12 protein-coding genes are annotated in these 16,672 nt (G+C 72.2%); 3 read left to right on the top strand and 9 right to left on the bottom strand.

The window, feature by feature from the left end; genetic code table 11:
• Window positions 1-41: 41 nt before the first annotated feature.
• The 3 genes from hemW to lepA are packed head-to-tail and all read right to left on the bottom strand — an operon-like array spanning window position 42 to window position 3,784.
• The gene (hemW, locus tag AC59HU_RS13180; protein WP_497223880.1) at window positions 42-1,262 is read right to left on the bottom strand and encodes a radical SAM family heme chaperone HemW; all 1,221 of its coding nucleotides are present in this window, start codon (window positions 1,260-1,262) and stop codon (window positions 42-44) included.
• Window positions 1,263-1,268: 6 nt separating this feature from the next.
• Window positions 1,269-1,931, bottom strand: coding sequence for a DUF1990 domain-containing protein (locus AC59HU_RS13175; protein ID WP_497223879.1), 663 nt, complete (start codon window positions 1,929-1,931; stop codon window positions 1,269-1,271).
• Window positions 1,932-1,933: 2 nt separating this feature from the next.
• A complete protein-coding gene (gene lepA, locus AC59HU_RS13170) occupies window positions 1,934-3,784 on the bottom strand; it encodes a translation elongation factor 4 (RefSeq protein ID WP_497223878.1) in 1,851 nt (616 codons plus the stop codon).
• A 79-nt stretch (window positions 3,785-3,863) separates the two neighbouring features.
• Between lepA and AC59HU_RS13165 the strand changes: the two genes are divergently transcribed.
• On the top strand, window positions 3,864-4,754 hold the full coding sequence (locus AC59HU_RS13165; RefSeq protein WP_497223877.1) for an NAD-dependent epimerase/dehydratase family protein: 891 nt from the start codon (window positions 3,864-3,866) through the stop codon (window positions 4,752-4,754).
• A gap of 23 nt (window positions 4,755-4,777) precedes the next feature.
• Here the strand turns inward: AC59HU_RS13165 and AC59HU_RS13160 are convergent, their stop codons facing one another.
• Together AC59HU_RS13160 and AC59HU_RS13155 are read right to left on the bottom strand one after the other, a co-directional pair.
• Window positions 4,778-5,788 carry a ketopantoate reductase family protein gene (locus AC59HU_RS13160; RefSeq protein WP_497223876.1) on the bottom strand — a complete coding sequence of 337 codons (1,011 nt, stop codon included), beginning with the start codon at window positions 5,786-5,788 and terminating at the stop codon, window positions 4,778-4,780.
• Complete coding sequence (locus AC59HU_RS13155) at window positions 5,785-7,680, bottom strand: aminotransferase class I/II-fold pyridoxal phosphate-dependent enzyme (protein WP_497223875.1); 1,896 nt, start codon at window positions 7,678-7,680, stop codon at window positions 5,785-5,787. The genes AC59HU_RS13160 and AC59HU_RS13155 overlap by 4 nt, the downstream gene beginning before the upstream one ends.
• Window positions 7,681-7,869: 189 nt before the next feature.
• Here AC59HU_RS13155 and rpsT point away from each other — a divergent pair, with 189 nt between their 5' ends.
• The gene (rpsT, locus tag AC59HU_RS13150; RefSeq protein ID WP_497223874.1) at window positions 7,870-8,130 is read left to right on the top strand and encodes a 30S ribosomal protein S20; all 261 of its coding nucleotides are present in this window, start codon (window positions 7,870-7,872) and stop codon (window positions 8,128-8,130) included.
• A gap of 151 nt (window positions 8,131-8,281) precedes the next feature.
• On the opposite strand, the gene holA is transcribed toward rpsT, so the two are convergent.
• The 4 genes from holA to leuS all read right to left on the bottom strand — a co-directional run bounded on the left by holA (window position 8,282) and on the right by leuS (window position 15,656).
• Window positions 8,282-9,316 carry a DNA polymerase III subunit delta gene (gene holA, locus AC59HU_RS13145; protein ID WP_497223873.1) on the bottom strand — a complete coding sequence of 345 codons (1,035 nt, stop codon included), beginning with the start codon at window positions 9,314-9,316 and terminating at the stop codon, window positions 8,282-8,284.
• 119 nt (window positions 9,317-9,435) lie between these two features.
• Window positions 9,436-11,799 (bottom strand): ComEC/Rec2 family competence protein, encoded by a 2,364-nt coding sequence (locus AC59HU_RS13140; RefSeq protein ID WP_497223935.1) that lies wholly within the window; start codon window positions 11,797-11,799, stop codon window positions 9,436-9,438.
• Between the two features lie 164 nt (window positions 11,800-11,963).
• Entirely contained in the window at window positions 11,964-12,830 is an 867-nt protein-coding gene (locus tag AC59HU_RS13135) for a ComEA family DNA-binding protein (protein ID WP_497223872.1), read from the bottom strand.
• Window positions 12,831-13,070: 240 nt separating this feature from the next.
• Window positions 13,071-15,656, bottom strand: a complete 2,586-nt coding sequence (leuS, locus tag AC59HU_RS13130; protein WP_497223871.1) for a leucine--tRNA ligase — start codon at window positions 15,654-15,656, stop codon at window positions 13,071-13,073.
• A gap of 171 nt (window positions 15,657-15,827) precedes the next feature.
• Here leuS and AC59HU_RS13125 point away from each other — a divergent pair, with 171 nt between their 5' ends.
• Complete coding sequence (locus AC59HU_RS13125) at window positions 15,828-16,622, top strand: aminotransferase class IV (RefSeq protein WP_497223870.1); 795 nt, start codon at window positions 15,828-15,830, stop codon at window positions 16,620-16,622.
• The last annotated feature ends 50 nt before the right edge of the window (window positions 16,623-16,672 follow it).

Raw genomic sequence — 16,672 nt, 5'->3', positions numbered from 1 at the left:
ATCGAGGATCTCCTCGGTCGCCGCTTCGTCGTCTCCGGCCGTCAGGTCAGGCGACGCACGACCGTGTCGGCCAGGAGCCGGCCGCGCAGGGTGAGGTCGAGGGTGCCGCGCACCGCGGCGGGGCCGTCGACGAGTCCCTCGGCGATCAGGCCGGCCACCTCGCGCCGCGCCTCGGGGGCGAGCGAGCGGATGCGCAGCCGGTCGCGCACCCGGCTCTCCAGCAGGATGCGCTCGAGCTCGCGCGTGCCGTCGTCGATGGTCTCGCGGCCGGCGGCGGGCGACTCTCCTGCGGCGATCCGCTGGGCGTAGGCCGCGGGGTGCTTCACGTTCCACCAGCGGGTGTCGCCGACGTAGCTGTGCGAGCCCGGACCGATGCCCCACCAGTCGTTGCCGACCCAGTAGCCGAGGTTGTGCCGGGAGCGCGTCGAGGCATCCTTCGACCAGTTGCTGACCTCGTACCAGTCGTACCCCGCACCGCCGAGGGTGCGGTCGGCCAGCTCGTACATGTCGGCCTGCAGGTCGTCCGAGGGCGCGGCGACCACACCGGAGCGGATCTGGCGGGCGAGCTTCGTGCCCTCCTCCACGATCAGCGCGTAGGCGGAGATGTGGTCGGGGTCGTTCGCCACGGCCGCGTCGAGCGACCGCTTCCAGTCGTCGAGGGTCTCCCCCGGGGTGCCGTAGATCAGGTCGAGGCTGACCTGGAGCCCCGCGTCCTTCGCCCAGCCGACCACATCCGGGATGCGGGCCGGGTCGTGGGTGCGCTCGAGCGTCGCGAGCACGCTCGGCACGGCCGACTGCATCCCGAAGCTCACGCGGGTGAAACCGGCCTCGGCCAGCGTCGTCAGGTACTCGGCGTCGACGGAGTCGGGGTTGGCCTCGGTGGTGATCTCCGCATCCGGAGCGAACCCCCACTCCTCGCGCGCCGCACCGAGCATGGCCGTGAGCTGCACCGCGGGCAGGAGCGTGGGCGTGCCGCCGCCGAAGAAGACGGTCGACAGCGGCCGCGGCGGAACGCCGGAGGCGCCGAGCACCTCGCCGGCGAAGCGCATCTCGGCGACCGCCTGCGAGGCGTAGTCGGACTGCTTCACGCCGCGCAGCTCGGTGGCCGTGTAGGTGTTGAAGTCGCAGTAGCCGCAGCGCACCCGGCAGAACGGGACGTGCACGTAGAGGCTGAGATCACGCTCGGCCGAGCGCAGGGCACCGTCAACCGGAAGGAGGCCGTCGGCCGGAGCCGGATCGCCGAGTGGCAGGACGGAGGGCACGGCCTCCTACGCCCCCATCGCCGGCATCAGCGAACGCAGGTACTTCTTGGTCGCGCGGGCCTGGAAGAGGCGCAGCACGGGCAGGCCGAGGGCGTAGTACCAGGTGCTCGGGCGCGAGAAGGCGCGGATGACGATCCAGACCGAGTCGTCGGAGAGGTGCTCGACCAGGAAGAGCTCCTCGCCGGACTCCGGATGCCCGGGCAGCGTGCCGTAGGCGAAGCCCAGTCGCCCCGGCTCGTTCACCAGGTAGACGACCCGCACGGGCGCCTTGACGGGGATGCCGAAGGCGCGCACGGTGAGCACCGCGGTGGTGCCCGGGGAGACCAGGGGCGTGCCGTCTTCTCCATAGGCCTGCTCGGGGTCGGCCGACCGGGGCGCGACGGGGATGCCCGCCTGGTCGTAGACCAGCCCGGCGTAGTCGGTCTCGGTCGGGGCCGGGAGCGTGATCTCGCCCACGGCGATGCCGGAGCCGCGCTGCACGCCCCAGGCCATCAGCTTCGCCGACGCGGTCTCGAAACGGGCGGCGCCGCTGCCGAGCCGCGCACGACGCTCCATCGGGTGGAAGCCCTTCGGCGGGTAGTAGAGGAGGTCGGCGGCTTGCGTCGCCCCGACGGCCGCGTAGCTGAGCGGAGCCTCGGCGGGCGAGGTCTTCGCGAGGGTGGAGGCCACGGCTACTTCTTGTCCTTCTTCTCCGTGTCACCGGAGAGGGCGGCGATGAAGGCCTCCTGGGGCACCTCGACGCGGCCGACCATCTTCATCCGCTTCTTGCCCTCCTTCTGCTTCTCGAGCAGCTTGCGCTTGCGGGTGATGTCACCGCCGTAGCACTTGGCGAGCACGTCCTTCCGCATCGCGCGGATCGACTCGCGGGCGATGATCCGGGCGCCGATGGCGGCCTGGATCGGCACCTCGAACTGCTGGCGCGGGATCAGCTCGCGCAGGCGGCCGGTCATCAGCACGCCGTAGGCGTAGGCCTTGTCGCGATGCACGATCGCGCTGAAGGCGTCGACCTGCTCGCCCTGGAGCAGGATGTCGACCTTCACCAGGTCGGCCTCCTGCTCGCCCGCGGGCTCGTAGTCGAGGCTCGCGTAGCCGGCGGTCTTCGACTTGAGGTTGTCGAAGAAGTCGAAGACGATCTCGCCGAGCGGCATGGTGTACTTGATCTCGACCCGGTCTTCACCCAGGTAGTCCATGCCCTGGAGGGTGCCGCGGCGGCTCTGGCAGAGCTCCATGATCGTGCCGACGTAGTCCTTCGGCGCCAGGATGGCCGCGTTCACGACCGGCTCCTTGACGTTGGCGATCTTGCCGCCGGGGAACTCGCTCGGGTTCGTGACAGTGACCGTCTTCTTGTCTTCGGTGGTCACCTCGTAGATCACGCTCGGGGCGGTCGCGATCAGGTCGAGGTTGAACTCGCGCTCGAGCCGCTCGGTGATGATCTCGAGGTGCAGGAGGCCGAGGAAGCCGCAGCGGAAGCCGAAGCCCAGCGCGACCGAGGTCTCGGGCTCGTACACCAGGGCGGCATCGCTGAGCTTCAGCTTGTCGAGCGCCTCGCGCAGCACCGGGTAGTCGCTGCCGTCGATCGGGTAGAGGCCCGAGAACACCATCGGCAGCGGCTCGGTGTACCCCGGCAGGGCCACGGTCGCGGGCTTCGCCGCCGTCGTGACCGTGTCGCCGACCTTGGACTGCCGCACGTCTTTCACGCCCGTGATCAGGTAGCCGACCTCGCCGACGCCGAGGCCCTTCGACGGGGTCGGCTCCGGGCTCGACACCCCGATCTCGAGGATCTCGTGGGTGGCGCGGGTCGACATCATCTGGATGCGCTCGCGCGGGCTCAGGTGCCCGTCGATCATGCGGACGTAGGTGACCACGCCGCGGTAGGCGTCGTAGACCGAGTCGAAGATCATCGCGCGGGCCGCCGCATCCGGATCGCCCACCGGGGCCGGGATGCGCTCGACCACCCGGTCGAGCAGGTCTTCGACGCCGAGACCGGTCTTGCCGGAGACGCGGAGCACGTCGTCGGGGTCGCCGCCGATCAGGCTCGCGAGCTCCTTCGCGTACTTCTCGGGGTCGGCCGCGGGCAGGTCGATCTTGTTCAGCACCGGGATGATCGTGAGGTCGTTCTCGAGCGCCAGGTACAGGTTCGCGAGGGTCTGCGCCTCGATGCCCTGCGCCGCGTCGACCAGCAGGATCGCGCCCTCGCAGGCCGCCAGACTGCGGCTGACCTCGTAGGAGAAGTCGACGTGGCCGGGGGTGTCGATCATGTTGAGCGCGAAGGTGTCGTCACCGAGCGCCCAGGGCATGCGCACGGCCTGGCTCTTGATCGTGATGCCGCGCTCGCGCTCGATGTCCATGCGGTCGAGGTACTGGGCGCGCATGTCACGGTCGCTGACGACGCCGGTGATCCCGAGCATCCGGTCGGCCAGCGTCGACTTGCCGTGGTCGATGTGGGCGATGATGCAGAAGTTGCGGATGAACGCGGGGTCGGTCGAAGCAGGCTGGAGGGCCTTCTTGGCTAGGGGGCTCACGCATTCCTCTGGAGTCGATCGGACGTCCTATTCTGCCATGCACTGGAATGCGGGCGCTCCGAACCGGTTGAATCGACGTATGGCTATTCTCCTCACCGGTGCGACCGGTTTCATCGGATCCGCTGTCCTCCGTCAACTCCGCGCCCAGGGCCGCGACGTCGTCGCCCTCGTGCGCACCGAAGAAAAGGCCGACGAGGTGAGGGCGCAGGGCGCCACCGCCGTGCTCGGCACGCTCACCGATCGTGAGCTCATCACCTCGCTGGCGCTGGACAGCGACGGCGTCATCCACCTCGCCAGCCCCGGCGACGAGTCGAGCGCCCCGACCGACGACAGCTTCGTCGCGGCGGTGTTCGCCGGCCTGGAGGGCAGCGACAAGCCCTACGTGCACACCGGCGGGATCTGGGTCTTCGGATCCGGCGCCGACCTGACCGAGCGCACCCCGTTCGACCCGCCCGCCCTCACCTCCTGGCGCCTGCCGGTCGAGGCGCGGGTGCGGAGCGCCTCGGGCGTCAAGACGACAATCATCGCCCCCGGGATCGTGTTCGGGCACGGCGGCGGCATCCCGAACGCGGTCTCGGGCGCGGCCCGCGTCGACACCCCGGAGGGGCAGGCGCTCGAGCTCATCGGTTCGGGCGACCAGCACTGGACCACGGTGTTCGTCGACGACCTGGCCGAGCTCTACCTCCTCGCCTTCGACCTGGCCCCGGCCGGCTCGTACTACATCGGCGCCAGCGGGCAGAACCCGACCGTGCGCGAGCTCGGCGAGGCGGCCTCGGCCGCGGCGGGGCTCGACGGGCGCGTCGCACCGACCTCGGTCGAGCAGGTGCACGAGCGCCTCGGCGAGGGCTTCGGCGACGCGCTGCTGCTGGACCAGCAGGCCACGGGCGCGGCGGCTCGGATCGACCTCGGCTGGGAGCCGAACGGGCCGAGCCTGGTCGACGAGCTGCGCAGCGGATCGTACGCGGGCTGAGGACTGGTCTGCCGGCGCTCGCGTCAGCGGGCGTCGAGCAGGCGGGACAGCTGCCGCACCACGACCGACGGCGGGATGAAGGCGCCCTCGCGCTCCACCCGGTGCACCAGGCCGACCAGAGCGGCGTTCAGGGGCGCGAGCACCTTGACGCGGGCAGCCGCCTCCACGACGGCGCCGTTCAGGTAGTCGATCTCGGTCAGCTGACCGCGGCGGATGCTCTGCAGGGTCGACCCCGGGTTCGGGGTCGACCCCATCCGCTTCGCCATCGCCCGCGGCAGCAGCCGGGCGAGCCGCGGCGGCGCCCACTCGAAGGCGAGGAGCAGCCCGTCGCTGAGGCCGAGCAGCGGCTCGAACCGCACGCCGGAGGCCCGGGCCACCATGACCGCCTCGCGCATGCTCGCGGTGAGCACTCGCCGAAGGCGGGGGTCGGCGATCGACTCCTGCACCGAGAGCCCGGTGATCGCCGGGAGGGCGTTGATCTGGTTGACGATCAGCTTGGTCCACTGCGCGCCGGTGAAGTTGGCGGTGGTCTCGGTGGGCATGAACGAGGCGAAGGTCTCGAGCGCGGTCGCGAAGGCGTCCTGCGGGGTGCCGACGAGACGGCCGAGGTAGGTCGTCGCGGCGGTGGTGATCTCGACCCGGCCGGGCGAGAGGTACGAGGCGGCGTAGAGGGCGAGGGCGCCGATGACGGGGGTGCCCGGCAGCCGGGCCGCGGCCGCCTCCGCACCGCCGAGGCCGTTCTGCACGACCACGAGCGGCACGCCGTCGAGGAACGCGGCGTTCTCGTCGATCGCGGCATCCGCATCCTGAGCCTTCACCGCGAGCACCGCGAGCTCGGGCTTCTCGTCGAGCCGAGCGGATGCACGGGGCCGGGCCAGGTGGTCGCCCCACTGGCCGGTCAGGTGCAGCCCGGTGTCGCGAAGGGCGTCGAGCTGGGCGCCGCGGGCGGTGACGGCGACCTCGTGGCCCGCCCGGTCGGCGAGGGCGGCGACGGTGCCGCCGATCGCGCCGGTGCCGATGACGGCGATCCTCATGGGCGCGGGCCTCGGGTCGGGGCGGCGCCGTTCGGCTCTCGGTCCAGGCCGGGCCCGAGGGTGGGGTCGACGGTGGGCTCGAGGGTGGGGCCGAGGTCGAGACCGTAGGCGCGGGTGGGCTCGATGCCGGGCGGGTTCTCGCGATCGGGCATGCGGGCGAAGCCGAGCGACTCGTACAGGCGGTGCGCCACGATCATCTCGGTGCCGCTGTTCATCACGACACGGTGAGCACCGCGGCGGCGCGCCTCGGCGAGCACGAACTCGGTGAGCAGCCGGCCGACGCCGCGACCCCGCGCCGCCGGATCGACGGCGAGCAGCCGGAACTCGAGCTCGCCCTCGCGGGCCAGACTCGTCAGCGCCCCGCCGTCGCGCGGCAGCGTCACCGAGCCCAGGAGGTGACCGCTCGCCTCGTCGACGGCGACCCACACCTCGGCCGTCGTGGCGTGCTCGGCGACGGCGGCGACCTGCTCGCCGTAGGGGCCCTCGATGTCGAAGTCGTGTGCGTACGCCCCGTAGCGCTGGCGCGACACGGCCTCGTACTCGTCGGGGCGGATGAGCCGGACGGTGATGTCGGCGGGGAGGCGGTGCGCGGGGGTGGAGGCCGGCGCAGCGGCCGCGGGCGGGGCTGCGTCGGCAAGCGGGGTGACGCCGGCGTGCGAGGCGGCGTCGGCGTGCGGGGCGGCGTCGGCGTGCGACGCGGCGACGGCAGGCGGGGCGGCGACGGCAGCGGGCGGGGCGGCGTCGGCGGGCGGGGCCGGGAGTCGGCGGATGCCCTCGAGCAGGTCGTCGAGGCCCGCGGCGACGCAGAGTCTGATCCAGCCCTCCCCCATCCGCCCGAAGGCGCTGCCCGGAGCCACGGCGACCCGCTGCTCGAGCAGGAACCGCTCCGCCCACTCGGCGACATCGCCCCCACTGGCGTGCGAGACGTCGACCCAGAGGTAGAAGGCGCCGGTCGGTTCGAGGTAGCGGATGCCGCGCTCCCGCAGCGCGGCCGTCGCGTGCGCGAGGTTGTCGCGGTAGTGGTCGGCCGCCGCCGTCACGTGCTCCTGCGAGCCGCCGAGCGCCGCGACGACCGCGCGCTGGGCGGGCGTGTTGACGCAGCTGATCATCGCCTCCTGTGCCGATCGCATCAGCGGGGCGAATCCGGGCGGCGTGAGCAGCCAGCCCACCCGGGCGCCGGTCAGGGCGTAGGTCTTGGATGCCGAGAAGACCGTGAGCACCCGGTCGGCCGTCGCGGGGTCGAGCCCCGCGATGCTCAGGTGGGGCGCGCCGTAGCTGAACCGCTCGTAGACCTCGTCGCTCAGGATCCACAGGTCGTGCTCGACCGCGAAGGCGAGGAGGGCTCGGAGCGTCGCCTCGCCGAACACCGCGCCGAGCGGGTTGGAGGGCGAGTTGACGATGAGCACGCGGGTGCGGTCGGTGATCAGGCGCTCGAGCTCGGCGAGGTCGGGCTCGAAGGCGTTCTCGGGGCGCAGCGGGTAGGGCACGGGGGTCGCCGCGACCAGGTGGGCGTTCATCGTGAAGGTCGTGTAGCCCGGGTCGGGGACGAGCACCTCGTCGCCCGGGTCGAGCAGCAGCGACATCGCCAGGTAGAGCGCCTGCGTCGCACCGTTCGTGACCCAGACGCGCTCGGTGTCGGTCTGGATGCCGTTGCGCTCGGCGACCGTGCGGACGATCGCCTCACGGAGCTCGGGGATGCCGCCGTTGGGCGTGTAATCGGTGTCGTCCGCCTCCCAGGCGGCCGCTCCCCGGGCCAGCACCGCCGCATCCACGCTCACGTCGGGCTCGCCGACGACGAGGTAGATCACGTCGTCGACCGAGTGCGCGAGTTCGAAGATACGGCGGATCCCCGAGGGCGGAACGGAGTCGGTGTGGGCGGCGAGACGTGGCATAGGCTTCTACGGTACCTCCTGGGTATGACGGCCGGATTGTCCAGTCCGCCGAGAACTGGTAATGTTGCCTGTTGGCTTACGCATCCACGCGATTTCCGTCGGGTGCGAACAGCGAGTGGCTTCATCTGCGGCTCGGCCGCAGCAGAGCATCGCACCGCACTCATCCGAACAGATACAGAGGTTATTTCCGTGGCAAACATCAAGTCGCAGATCAAGCGCATCGGCACCAACAAGAAGGCTCAGGAGCGCAACAAGGCCGTCAAGAGCGAGCTCAAGACCGCCATCCGCGCCACCCGCGAGGCCGTCGTCGCCGGCGACAAGACCAAGGCGGAGACGTCGCTGGTCCTGGCCGGCAAGAAGCTCGACAAGGCCGTCTCCAAGGGCGTCATCCACAAGAACCAGGCGGCGAACCGCAAGTCGGCCATCGCCAAGCAGGTCTCGGCGCTCTAAGCGCTTCGGCGGCTCCGTGCCGCTCAGTACGACCCAGGGCTCCGCTTCGGCGGGGCCCTTCGTCGTTGCCGGGGGCGGTTCGTGCGGCGTTCGATCGCGGGCTTGCAGCGGTGAGTGGGTTGTGGCGGTCGGAGGAGCGTGGCGGTCGCGGTCAGAGGGTGCCGCGGGAGGAGATGACGCCGATCATTCGCTCGAGGGCGTAGACGGGGTCGCGCCCGGCACCCTTCACGCTCTCGTCGGTCTCGGCGAGGATCTGGATGCTCCGACCCAGCCCCTCCCCCGTCCACCCCGAGAGATCGCGCCGCGCGCGGTCGACCTGCCAGGGCGCCATCCCGAGCTGGCCGGCGAGCTGGCCCGAGGCACCACGGGTGCCCATCACCTTGGCCATCGTGCGGAGCTTCATCGCGAAGGCCGCGACGATCGGCACCGGATCCGCTCCCGAGGCGAGCGCGTGGCGCAGCAGGCCGAGCGAGTCGCCGTAGTTGCCCGCGATGGCCGAGTCGGCCACCGCGAAGGCGTTCGTCTCGACCCGGCCGGCGTAGTAGCGCTCGACCGTGACCTCGGTGATCTCGTCGCTCGAGTCGGAGATCAGCTGGGCGACCGCGGCCGAGAGCTCGGCCAGGTCGTCCGAGAACGCGGAGACGAGGGCGCGGACCGCGCCCGGTGAGACCCGTTTGCCGGAGGCCCGGAACTCGGCCGAGGCGAAGTCGTACTTGTCGGCATCCCGTTTCAGCTCGGCGCAGACGACCTCGACGGCGACCCCGGCGGCCGCACGCACCGCCTCGAGGAGCTTCTTGCCCCGCACGCCGCCGCCGTGGCGCAGCACGAGGTAGACGTCGTCGGCCGGGTAGGCGAGGTAGGAGATCGCATCCTCGATGAACGCGTCGGTGCACTTCTCGACGCCGCTGACCCGGATCAGGCGCGGCTCGCCGAACAGGGACGGGCTCGCGAGCGAGAGCAGCTCACCCGGGGCGTACGACGACGCCTCGATGTCGGTGATCTCCAGACTCGGATCCTCGGCCTTCAGCAGGTCGCGGAGCTGACGGATCGCCCGCTCGGCGAGGAAGGTCTCGGGGCCGGTGACCAGCACGACCGGGGCGGGACGCACCTCGTTCCAGCCGAGCTGGGGGATGGCGATCTTGGCGCTCGACTTCGTCGCCGCCTTGCCTCCACGTGCAACCGCCACGGCACCTCCTCAGCCTCGACGAGTCTACCGTCCACCCCCGTCACCGACCCCCGGCGCACCATCCGCGGGCACCATGGCGGTACAGCGCTCGGCCGGTCCTGGCCCGCCCTCCCGACGGGTCAGGGCGGGGCCCGGGAGGACCAGAGTTCGAGGTGGGCGGCGGTGCCGGAGACGGTGGTGAGGCCGCCGAGGTCGGTGCGGAACGGGCGGGTGCCGGCACGGCCCAGGATGCCGAGGAGCCGGTCGGTCGGGTGGCCGTAGGTGTTGCCGGCGCCGACCGAGATGATGCCGACCATCGCGTGCACGTCGAGGTACAGCTGCTCGCTCTGATCGGCACTGCCGTGGTGCGCGACCTTGACCACGTCGACCCGGCCGATGCGGTTCGCAGACCTCACGGCCTGCTGGGCCTGCTCCCCCAGGTCGCCGAGGAAGAGCATCCGGAGCGGGCCGGCGAACAGCAGTGTCACGCTGGCGTCGTTTCCCCGGAGTGGCGTCGACGGGCGTGGCCAGAGCACGTCGTACCGGTAGTCGCCGAGCTGGCCCGACTGGCCGCGCGCCGCGAGCGCGATGTCGGCGCCCCCGTCGCGCAGGCGAGCGAGCATCCGCTCGTCGGCTGGACCGTCCGGCGGGCCGACCAGGGCACGGTCGACCCGCCCGAGCACGGCATCGAGGCCGCCCACGTGGTCACGGTCGTAATGGGTCAGCACGAGGAGGTCGATCGTCGGGACAGCCAGCTGGTCGAGGCACGCGGTGAGGGGTTCCGGATCGGGGCCGACGTCGACGAGCGCCGTCACCCCGTGACTGCGCACGAGCACCGCGTCGCCCTGGCCGATGTCGCAGGCGGCCAGCTGCCAGTCGGGCGGCACGGCCCTCGCATGGGCGATCAGCCCGCCCCCGGTCGTCGCCGCGAGGAACAGTGCGCTGACGAGCGCCACGGCACCGGATGCGCGGGAGAGCAGTGGATGCGCGCGACGCCCGAGCAGCGCGAGCAGGGCCAGCGCGGTGAGCACCACGGTGGCCGCCGCGGCGAGGGCGCCGTCGGGCAGCGGCACCGAGGCGCCGGGGGCCGCGGCGAAGAACCGCGCGACCGCGCCGATCCAGGCGGAGGGGGCCCAGGGCAGCCAGATCAGGGCCGCCGCGAGCCCGGGCAGCGGGACGGCGAGCAGGCAGACGACGAGTCCGAGGATGCTCACCAGGGCCGCGGCGGGCTCGGTCAGCAGGTTGGCCGGGACGGTATACGGCGTGAGCTGGGGCGAGAGGAGGAACAGGACGGGCTGGCAGGCGAGCTGCGCGGCCACCGGGACGGCGAGCGCGAGGGCGAGCCAGCGCGGGAGGACACGTTCGGCGACCCGGGCGAGTGGACGGGTGAGCAGCAGCAGTCCGCCGGTCGCGAGCACCGAGAGCGCGAAGCCGGCGCTGCGGGCGAGCCAGGGGTCGAGCGCCAGGAGCACGACGACCGAGAGGCACAGCGGCGGGATGCCGGCGGCCGGGCGCCCGAGGGCCAGGGCGACGAGCACGATGACCGCCATCGTCGAGGCGCGCAGCACGCTGGGCTCGGGCGTGACGACCGCGACGAAGAGGGCCAGCACGACGATGGAGACGATGACCCGCGAGCGGCGGCCGAGGCCGAGCGCGCCGCCGACGAGCATGACGCAGGCGACGATCACCGCGCAGTTCGCGCCGGAGACCGCGGTGAGGTGGGTGAGGCCGCTGACGATCATGGCGTCCTTCAGGTCGTCCGTGATCTGGGAGTCGTCGCCGATCGCGAGGCCGGTGAGGAGGTGTGCTCCGTCACCCGGCAGCGGTGCGGCGGCGGCCCGGAAGGCCGAGCGGACGGTGTCGGCCCAGGCGAGGTACCAGGGGGCGGCCGCGGTGACCTCGGCCCGTCCGCGGCCGAAGAACAGGAACTCGGTGGACTCACCGGGCGGCTTGGCCAGGAGCGACCCGGTGAGGGTGAGGGTCGCGCCGATGCCGAGGGCCGCGGGATCGTCGACCGTGGCGAAGACGAGCACGGGAGCGCGGGCGGTCGTCGTGGCGTGGCTCGCGCTGAACGCCACGAGCTCCCCCGCCACCTTCACCCGCTGGGGCTCCGCCGTCGTGCTGGAGCCCGCCGGTGAGGCGGGGCCCGAGGGCACAGCTTCCGACGACGCGAAGAACCCGGTCGATGCCTGGGAGGGCGTGCCTGTGATAACAATCTCGGCCGTCCCCGATCGCGGACCCTCGGATGCCAGCCCCGGTGGATGCCGCAGATGCCCCATCCCGAAGCACGCGGTGCTGACGAGCGCCACGGCGGCGACAGCCAGCCCCATCGTCGGCAGCACCCGTGGGGATCCGCGCAGGCGGAGCAGCGCGAGGAGGATGGCAGCCGCGGTGACCCACGCTGCCGCGGCGGTCCAGCCGGCGGCGAGCGGCGCACCGGTGAGCACGTATCCGACCGCCCACGCGGCGACCGCCGGCACGCCCAGTCGCAGGTCAGTCCCCATCACGCACCGGCACGGTGGAATTGCAGACCCGCCGCCGTGGAATGCGTGATCCGACGCGGCGTGCGACGGAGGCCGGCGACGGCGCGGCGGGCGAAGGCGCAGCAGGCGACGGCGCGGCAGACGACAGCGGCAGCGCGGCAGGCAGAGGCGGAGGCATGTCGGGGTCAGACCGTGACCAGGGGGCGGAGGGACTCTAGGGTCTTGTCGCCGATTCCGGGGATCTGGAGGAGGTCGTCGACGGAGGTGAAGGGGCCGTTGTCGGTGCGCCAGGTGATGATGCGGGCGGCCATGGCCGGACCGATGCGCGGCAGACCGTCGAGATCGAGCTCGGTCGCCGCGTTCAGGTTGATCACGGGCGGTGCGCCTCCCGACGCCCCCGCGCCCGAACCCGCGGAGCCACCGGCGGAGGACGAGCCCGGGCCACCGGCACCCGCGCCCGAAGCGGCACCCGCCCCGGCCACTGGCGGTGGCGGCACCTCGCCGATCGCCAGGATGCGGAGCTGCTCCCCGTCGACCAGCACCCGCGCGAGGTTCACGGACGCCTGGTCGGCCGTCCCGGCGAGACCCCCGGCCGCCGCGACGGCGTCGATCACCCGGGACGCCTCGGGGAGCTCGTACACCCCGGGCGACGCGACGGCGCCGAGGACGTGCACCAGGATCGTCGCGGACGTGCCGCCCGCATCCGCTGCCCCGCCCGCGCCCGACGCAGCACCGGAGCCGGCGCCCCCACCGCCCGAGCGCGAACCGGCACCCGCACTGCCACCGCCACCGGACGACGGGTCGGGGGCGGCCGTTCCGGAGGCAGCCGACGAGCCATCGGACGAGAGTGGTGACCCTGAGTGACCCACACCCGGAGCAGCCGTGGCCGCCCCGCCGAAGACCGTCGTCGACCCGACGGGCGAGAACGCCGTGACGAGCACCGAGCACACCAGCGCGACCACGACGAGCACCACGGCGGCACCGATCCCCACGCGCACCCGCACCGACGGTCCGACCGCATCCGTCACCGAAGGCGATTCCGGAGACGCCACCGCTATCGTTGCCGCTGCATGCTCCCGCTCAGAGTCCGCATCGGTGCCGGCAGCGGCCGCAGTTGGCAGCGAGGCGCCCGCGGCGCGCACGGCGCCCGCAGCGCCGGCAGCACCCGCAGCGCCTGCGCCACCACCGTCACCGAGCCCACCGACCCCACCACGCCGCGCCACATCCATGCGCCCACGCTAGAGACCGCGCACCCACCGCCACCCCACAGACCGAGATCTGTGGAGAACCCGCTACGAAGCGGGCTTTGTGACGAAGTTGATCAGCCGGGGCGCCCGCGCCACGACGGTCACGATCTCGCGCGACGCGATCGAGCGCACGACCGACGGCAGCGCACGCGCCTCCGCCTCCAGCGCCGCACCGTCGATCTTCGGCGACACCTCGATGCGGTCGCGCACCTTGCCGTCGACCTGCACGACGGCCGTCACGGTCTCCTCGGTGAGCAGCGACGGGTCGGCGCCGCGCCAGCCGTAGTTGGCGATGGAGGGCTCGTAGCCCAGCCGCGCCCACATGTCCTCGGCCGTGTACGGCGCGAACAGCGACAGCCCGAGCGCGATCGTCTCGACCGCCTCGCGCACCGCCGGGTCGCCACCGCCGGGGCCCGAGTCGATGGCCTTGCGGGCCGCGTTCACGAGCTCCATCAGGCGCGCCACGACGACGTTGAACTTGAAGGCCTCGATCAGCCCGGGCGCCTCGGCGAGGAAGCGGTGGGTGACCCGGCGCAGCGCCCGGTCGCCGTCGCGCCAGTTGACCGAGGGCGGCGAGGTGACGTCGCCGACGAGCCGCCAGGCCCGGGCGAGGAACTTCGCCGAGCCGGCGGGCGACACGTCGTTCCAGTCGATGTCGTCCTCCGGCGGGCCGGCGAACGCCATCGTCAGGCGCACCGCATCCACACCGTGCTCCTCGAGCTGGTCCGACAGGCGCACCAGGTTGCCCTTGGACTTCGACATCGCCGAGCCGTCCATCAGCACCATGCCCTGGTTCAGCAGCGCGCTGAACGGCTCGGTGAAGCCGACGTAGCCGAGGTCGAACAGCACCTTCGTGATGAAGCGGGCGTACAGCAGGTGCAGGATCGCGTGCGTGACACCGCCGACGTACTGGTCGACCGGAGCCCACTTGTCGACCTCACGCGGGTCGAAGGCCTTGGTCTCGTCGTTCGGCGACAGGAAGCGCAGGAAGTACCACGAGCTGTCGACGAAGGTGTCCATCGTGTCCGGGTCGCGGAGCGCGGGCGAGCCGTCGACCGGGTTCGGCACGTTCACCCAATCGGCGGCCGCGCCCAGCGGCGAGGTGCCCTTCGGGGTCAGGTTCAGCCCCTCGGTCGGCGGCAGCAGCACCGGCAGCTGGTCCTCCGGCACCGAGTACTCCTGGCCGTCTTCGCCGTGGATGATCGGGATGGGCGTGCCCCAGTAGCGCTGCCGCGAGATGAGCCAGTCGCGCAGGCGGTAGTTCTTCGCCGGGCGCCCGGTGCCCGCGGCCTCCAGCGTCTCGATGATCTTGCGGATCGCGTTCGACTTGCTCAGCCCGTCGAGCGGACCGGAGTTGATCAGCCGGCCCTCACCGGGCAGGGCGATGCCGGTGGTCGCCGGATCCAGGTCCGGGATCTCGGGCAGGTCGTCGAGGTCGATGACCGGGATGGCCCCGGTGACGGGCGCGAGCGTGTCGACGACCATCTTGACCGGCAGACCGAAGGCGCGCGCGAAGTCGAGGTCGCGCTGGTCGTGCGCGGGCACGGCCATGACCGCGCCGTGGCCGTAGTCGGCCAGCACGTAGTCGGCCGCCCAGATCGGCAGGCGCTCGCCGTTGACCGGGTTGATCGCGTAGCGCTCGAGGAAGATGCCGGTCTTCGGCCGGTCGGTGGCCTGGCGCTCGGTCTCGGACGACTTCTGCACGTCGGCGAGGTACGCCGAGAACCGCGTCCGCACCTCCTCCGACGGCGACCCCGCCGCGAGCTCGATCGCGAGGTCCGAATCGGGGGCGACGACCATGAAGGTCGCGCCGTAGAGCGTGTCGGGGCGGGTGGTGAACACGGTGACCGGCTCGTCACGGCCCTCGATGGCGAAGTCGACGTCGGCGCCGATCGAACGGCCGATCCAGTTGCGCTGCATCGCGATGACCTTGGCCGGCCAGGTGCCCTCGAGCTGCTTGAGGTCGTCGAGCAGCCGGTCGGCGTAGTCGGTGATGCGGAAGTACCACTGCGTCAGCTTCTTCTTCACGACCACGGCGCCGGAGCGCTCGGAGGTGCCGTCGGGCAGCACCTGCTCGTTCGCGAGGACCGTCTGGTCCACCGGGTCCCAGTTGACCCAGCTGGCCTTGCGGTACGCCAGGCCCTTCTCGTACATCTTCAGGAACAGCCACTGGTTCCACTTGTAGTACTCGGGGTCGGAGGTGTGCAGCACCCGGTCCCAGTCGAAGGAGCCGGCGTACTTCTTGAAGCTCGACTCCTGCTGCGCGATGTTGTCGTAGGTCCACTGCCGCGGGTCGAGGCCGCGCTTGATGGCGGCGTTCTCGGCGGGCAGGCCGAACGAGTCCCAGCCGATCGGGTGCAGCACGTTGAAGCCCTGCTGGCGCCAGTAGCGCGCGACCACGTCGCCGAGCGCGTAGGCCTCGGCGTGGCCCATGTGCAGATCGCCCGAGGGGTAGGGGAACATGTCGAGCACGTACTTGCGGGGGCGCTTGTCGCCGTCGAGGTCGGTGCGGAAGGGCTTCAGCTCCTCCCAGACCGGCTGCCACTTCTCCTGGAGGGCACGGAAGTCGTAGCGCTCGGCGCCGTCCTCTCCCGGCGTGGCGGAAGCAGGGGATGTGTTCTCGGTGGCCACGTGACTCTCATTCGTTGCAGGCACAGGCGAACCACGGCTCGGGATTTCGGGAAGGAGTGGTCCGCTCGGGATGGGGTGCGCAAGGCGCACCACCTGTCAACAGTACTAAAGTCCGGGGTGTTCCCGGGCTGTACTACCGTGGGAGCCCAGCCGAGAAGGAAGGGTGACCGGATGGCCGACGCCCCCGCGACCTTCACCTGGACCGGTGGCGCCCTCCTCGAGCGCGACCTGATCCCGCACGAGGCCCTCGAGGTCGCCGACTCCTGGTTCGTCTCGCCCTCCGGCCGCGCCCGGGCGCTCGACGCCCACCGCGAGCGCTTCCTCGACTCCGTGGCCGAGCGGGTGCCGGGCGCAACCGCCCTCGACCCCGAGGGGTTCTGGGGCGCCTCGATCGGCCGGCTCCGCTCCTTCCGCGACGCCGCCCTCTTCCCGCGCGTCGAGCTGGCGCGCTTCCCGGGCGGCGGTCTCGAGCTGCGGCTCCGGGTGAGGGTGGCGCCCCGGATGCGCGACACGGCCGTGCTCAGCACCCACCGCGGCGCCGACCCGCGCCGGGTGCCCCGCGTGAAGGGCCCCGACCTCGAGACGCTGATCGACCTGCGGGCCGCGGCCCAGGAGAACGGCGCCGACGAGGTGGTGCTGCTGGAGGACGGACGGGTCGTGGACGGCTCGAGCTCGGCCCTGCTCTGGTGGCGCGGCGAGACCCTGGTCGCACCGGCCGGCGACCTCGCGCGGGTCGCCAGTGTGACGGCTCGGAGCATCCGGTTGATCGCCACCGCGACCGGGACCCGGGTGGTCGAGGAGCGCGCGCGGCCCGCGGATCTCGCGGGCTGCGAGGTGTGGATCGTCAGCGCCCTGCGCGGGATCGCCCTCGTCGACACCTGGATCGACGGGCCGGAGCTGCTCGTGCGACCCGAGCGCGTCGCGACCTGGCGCAAGCGGCTCGCGGCGCTCAGCCGCCCGCTCTGAGCCGCGCCGGCCGGCCCGGAGCGCCGCCCTGAGCCGCGCCGGCCGACCCG

This window comes from Herbiconiux sp. 320_LB, assembly GCF_059691755.1.
This window is presented reverse-complemented; position numbering and strand designations above follow the sequence as displayed.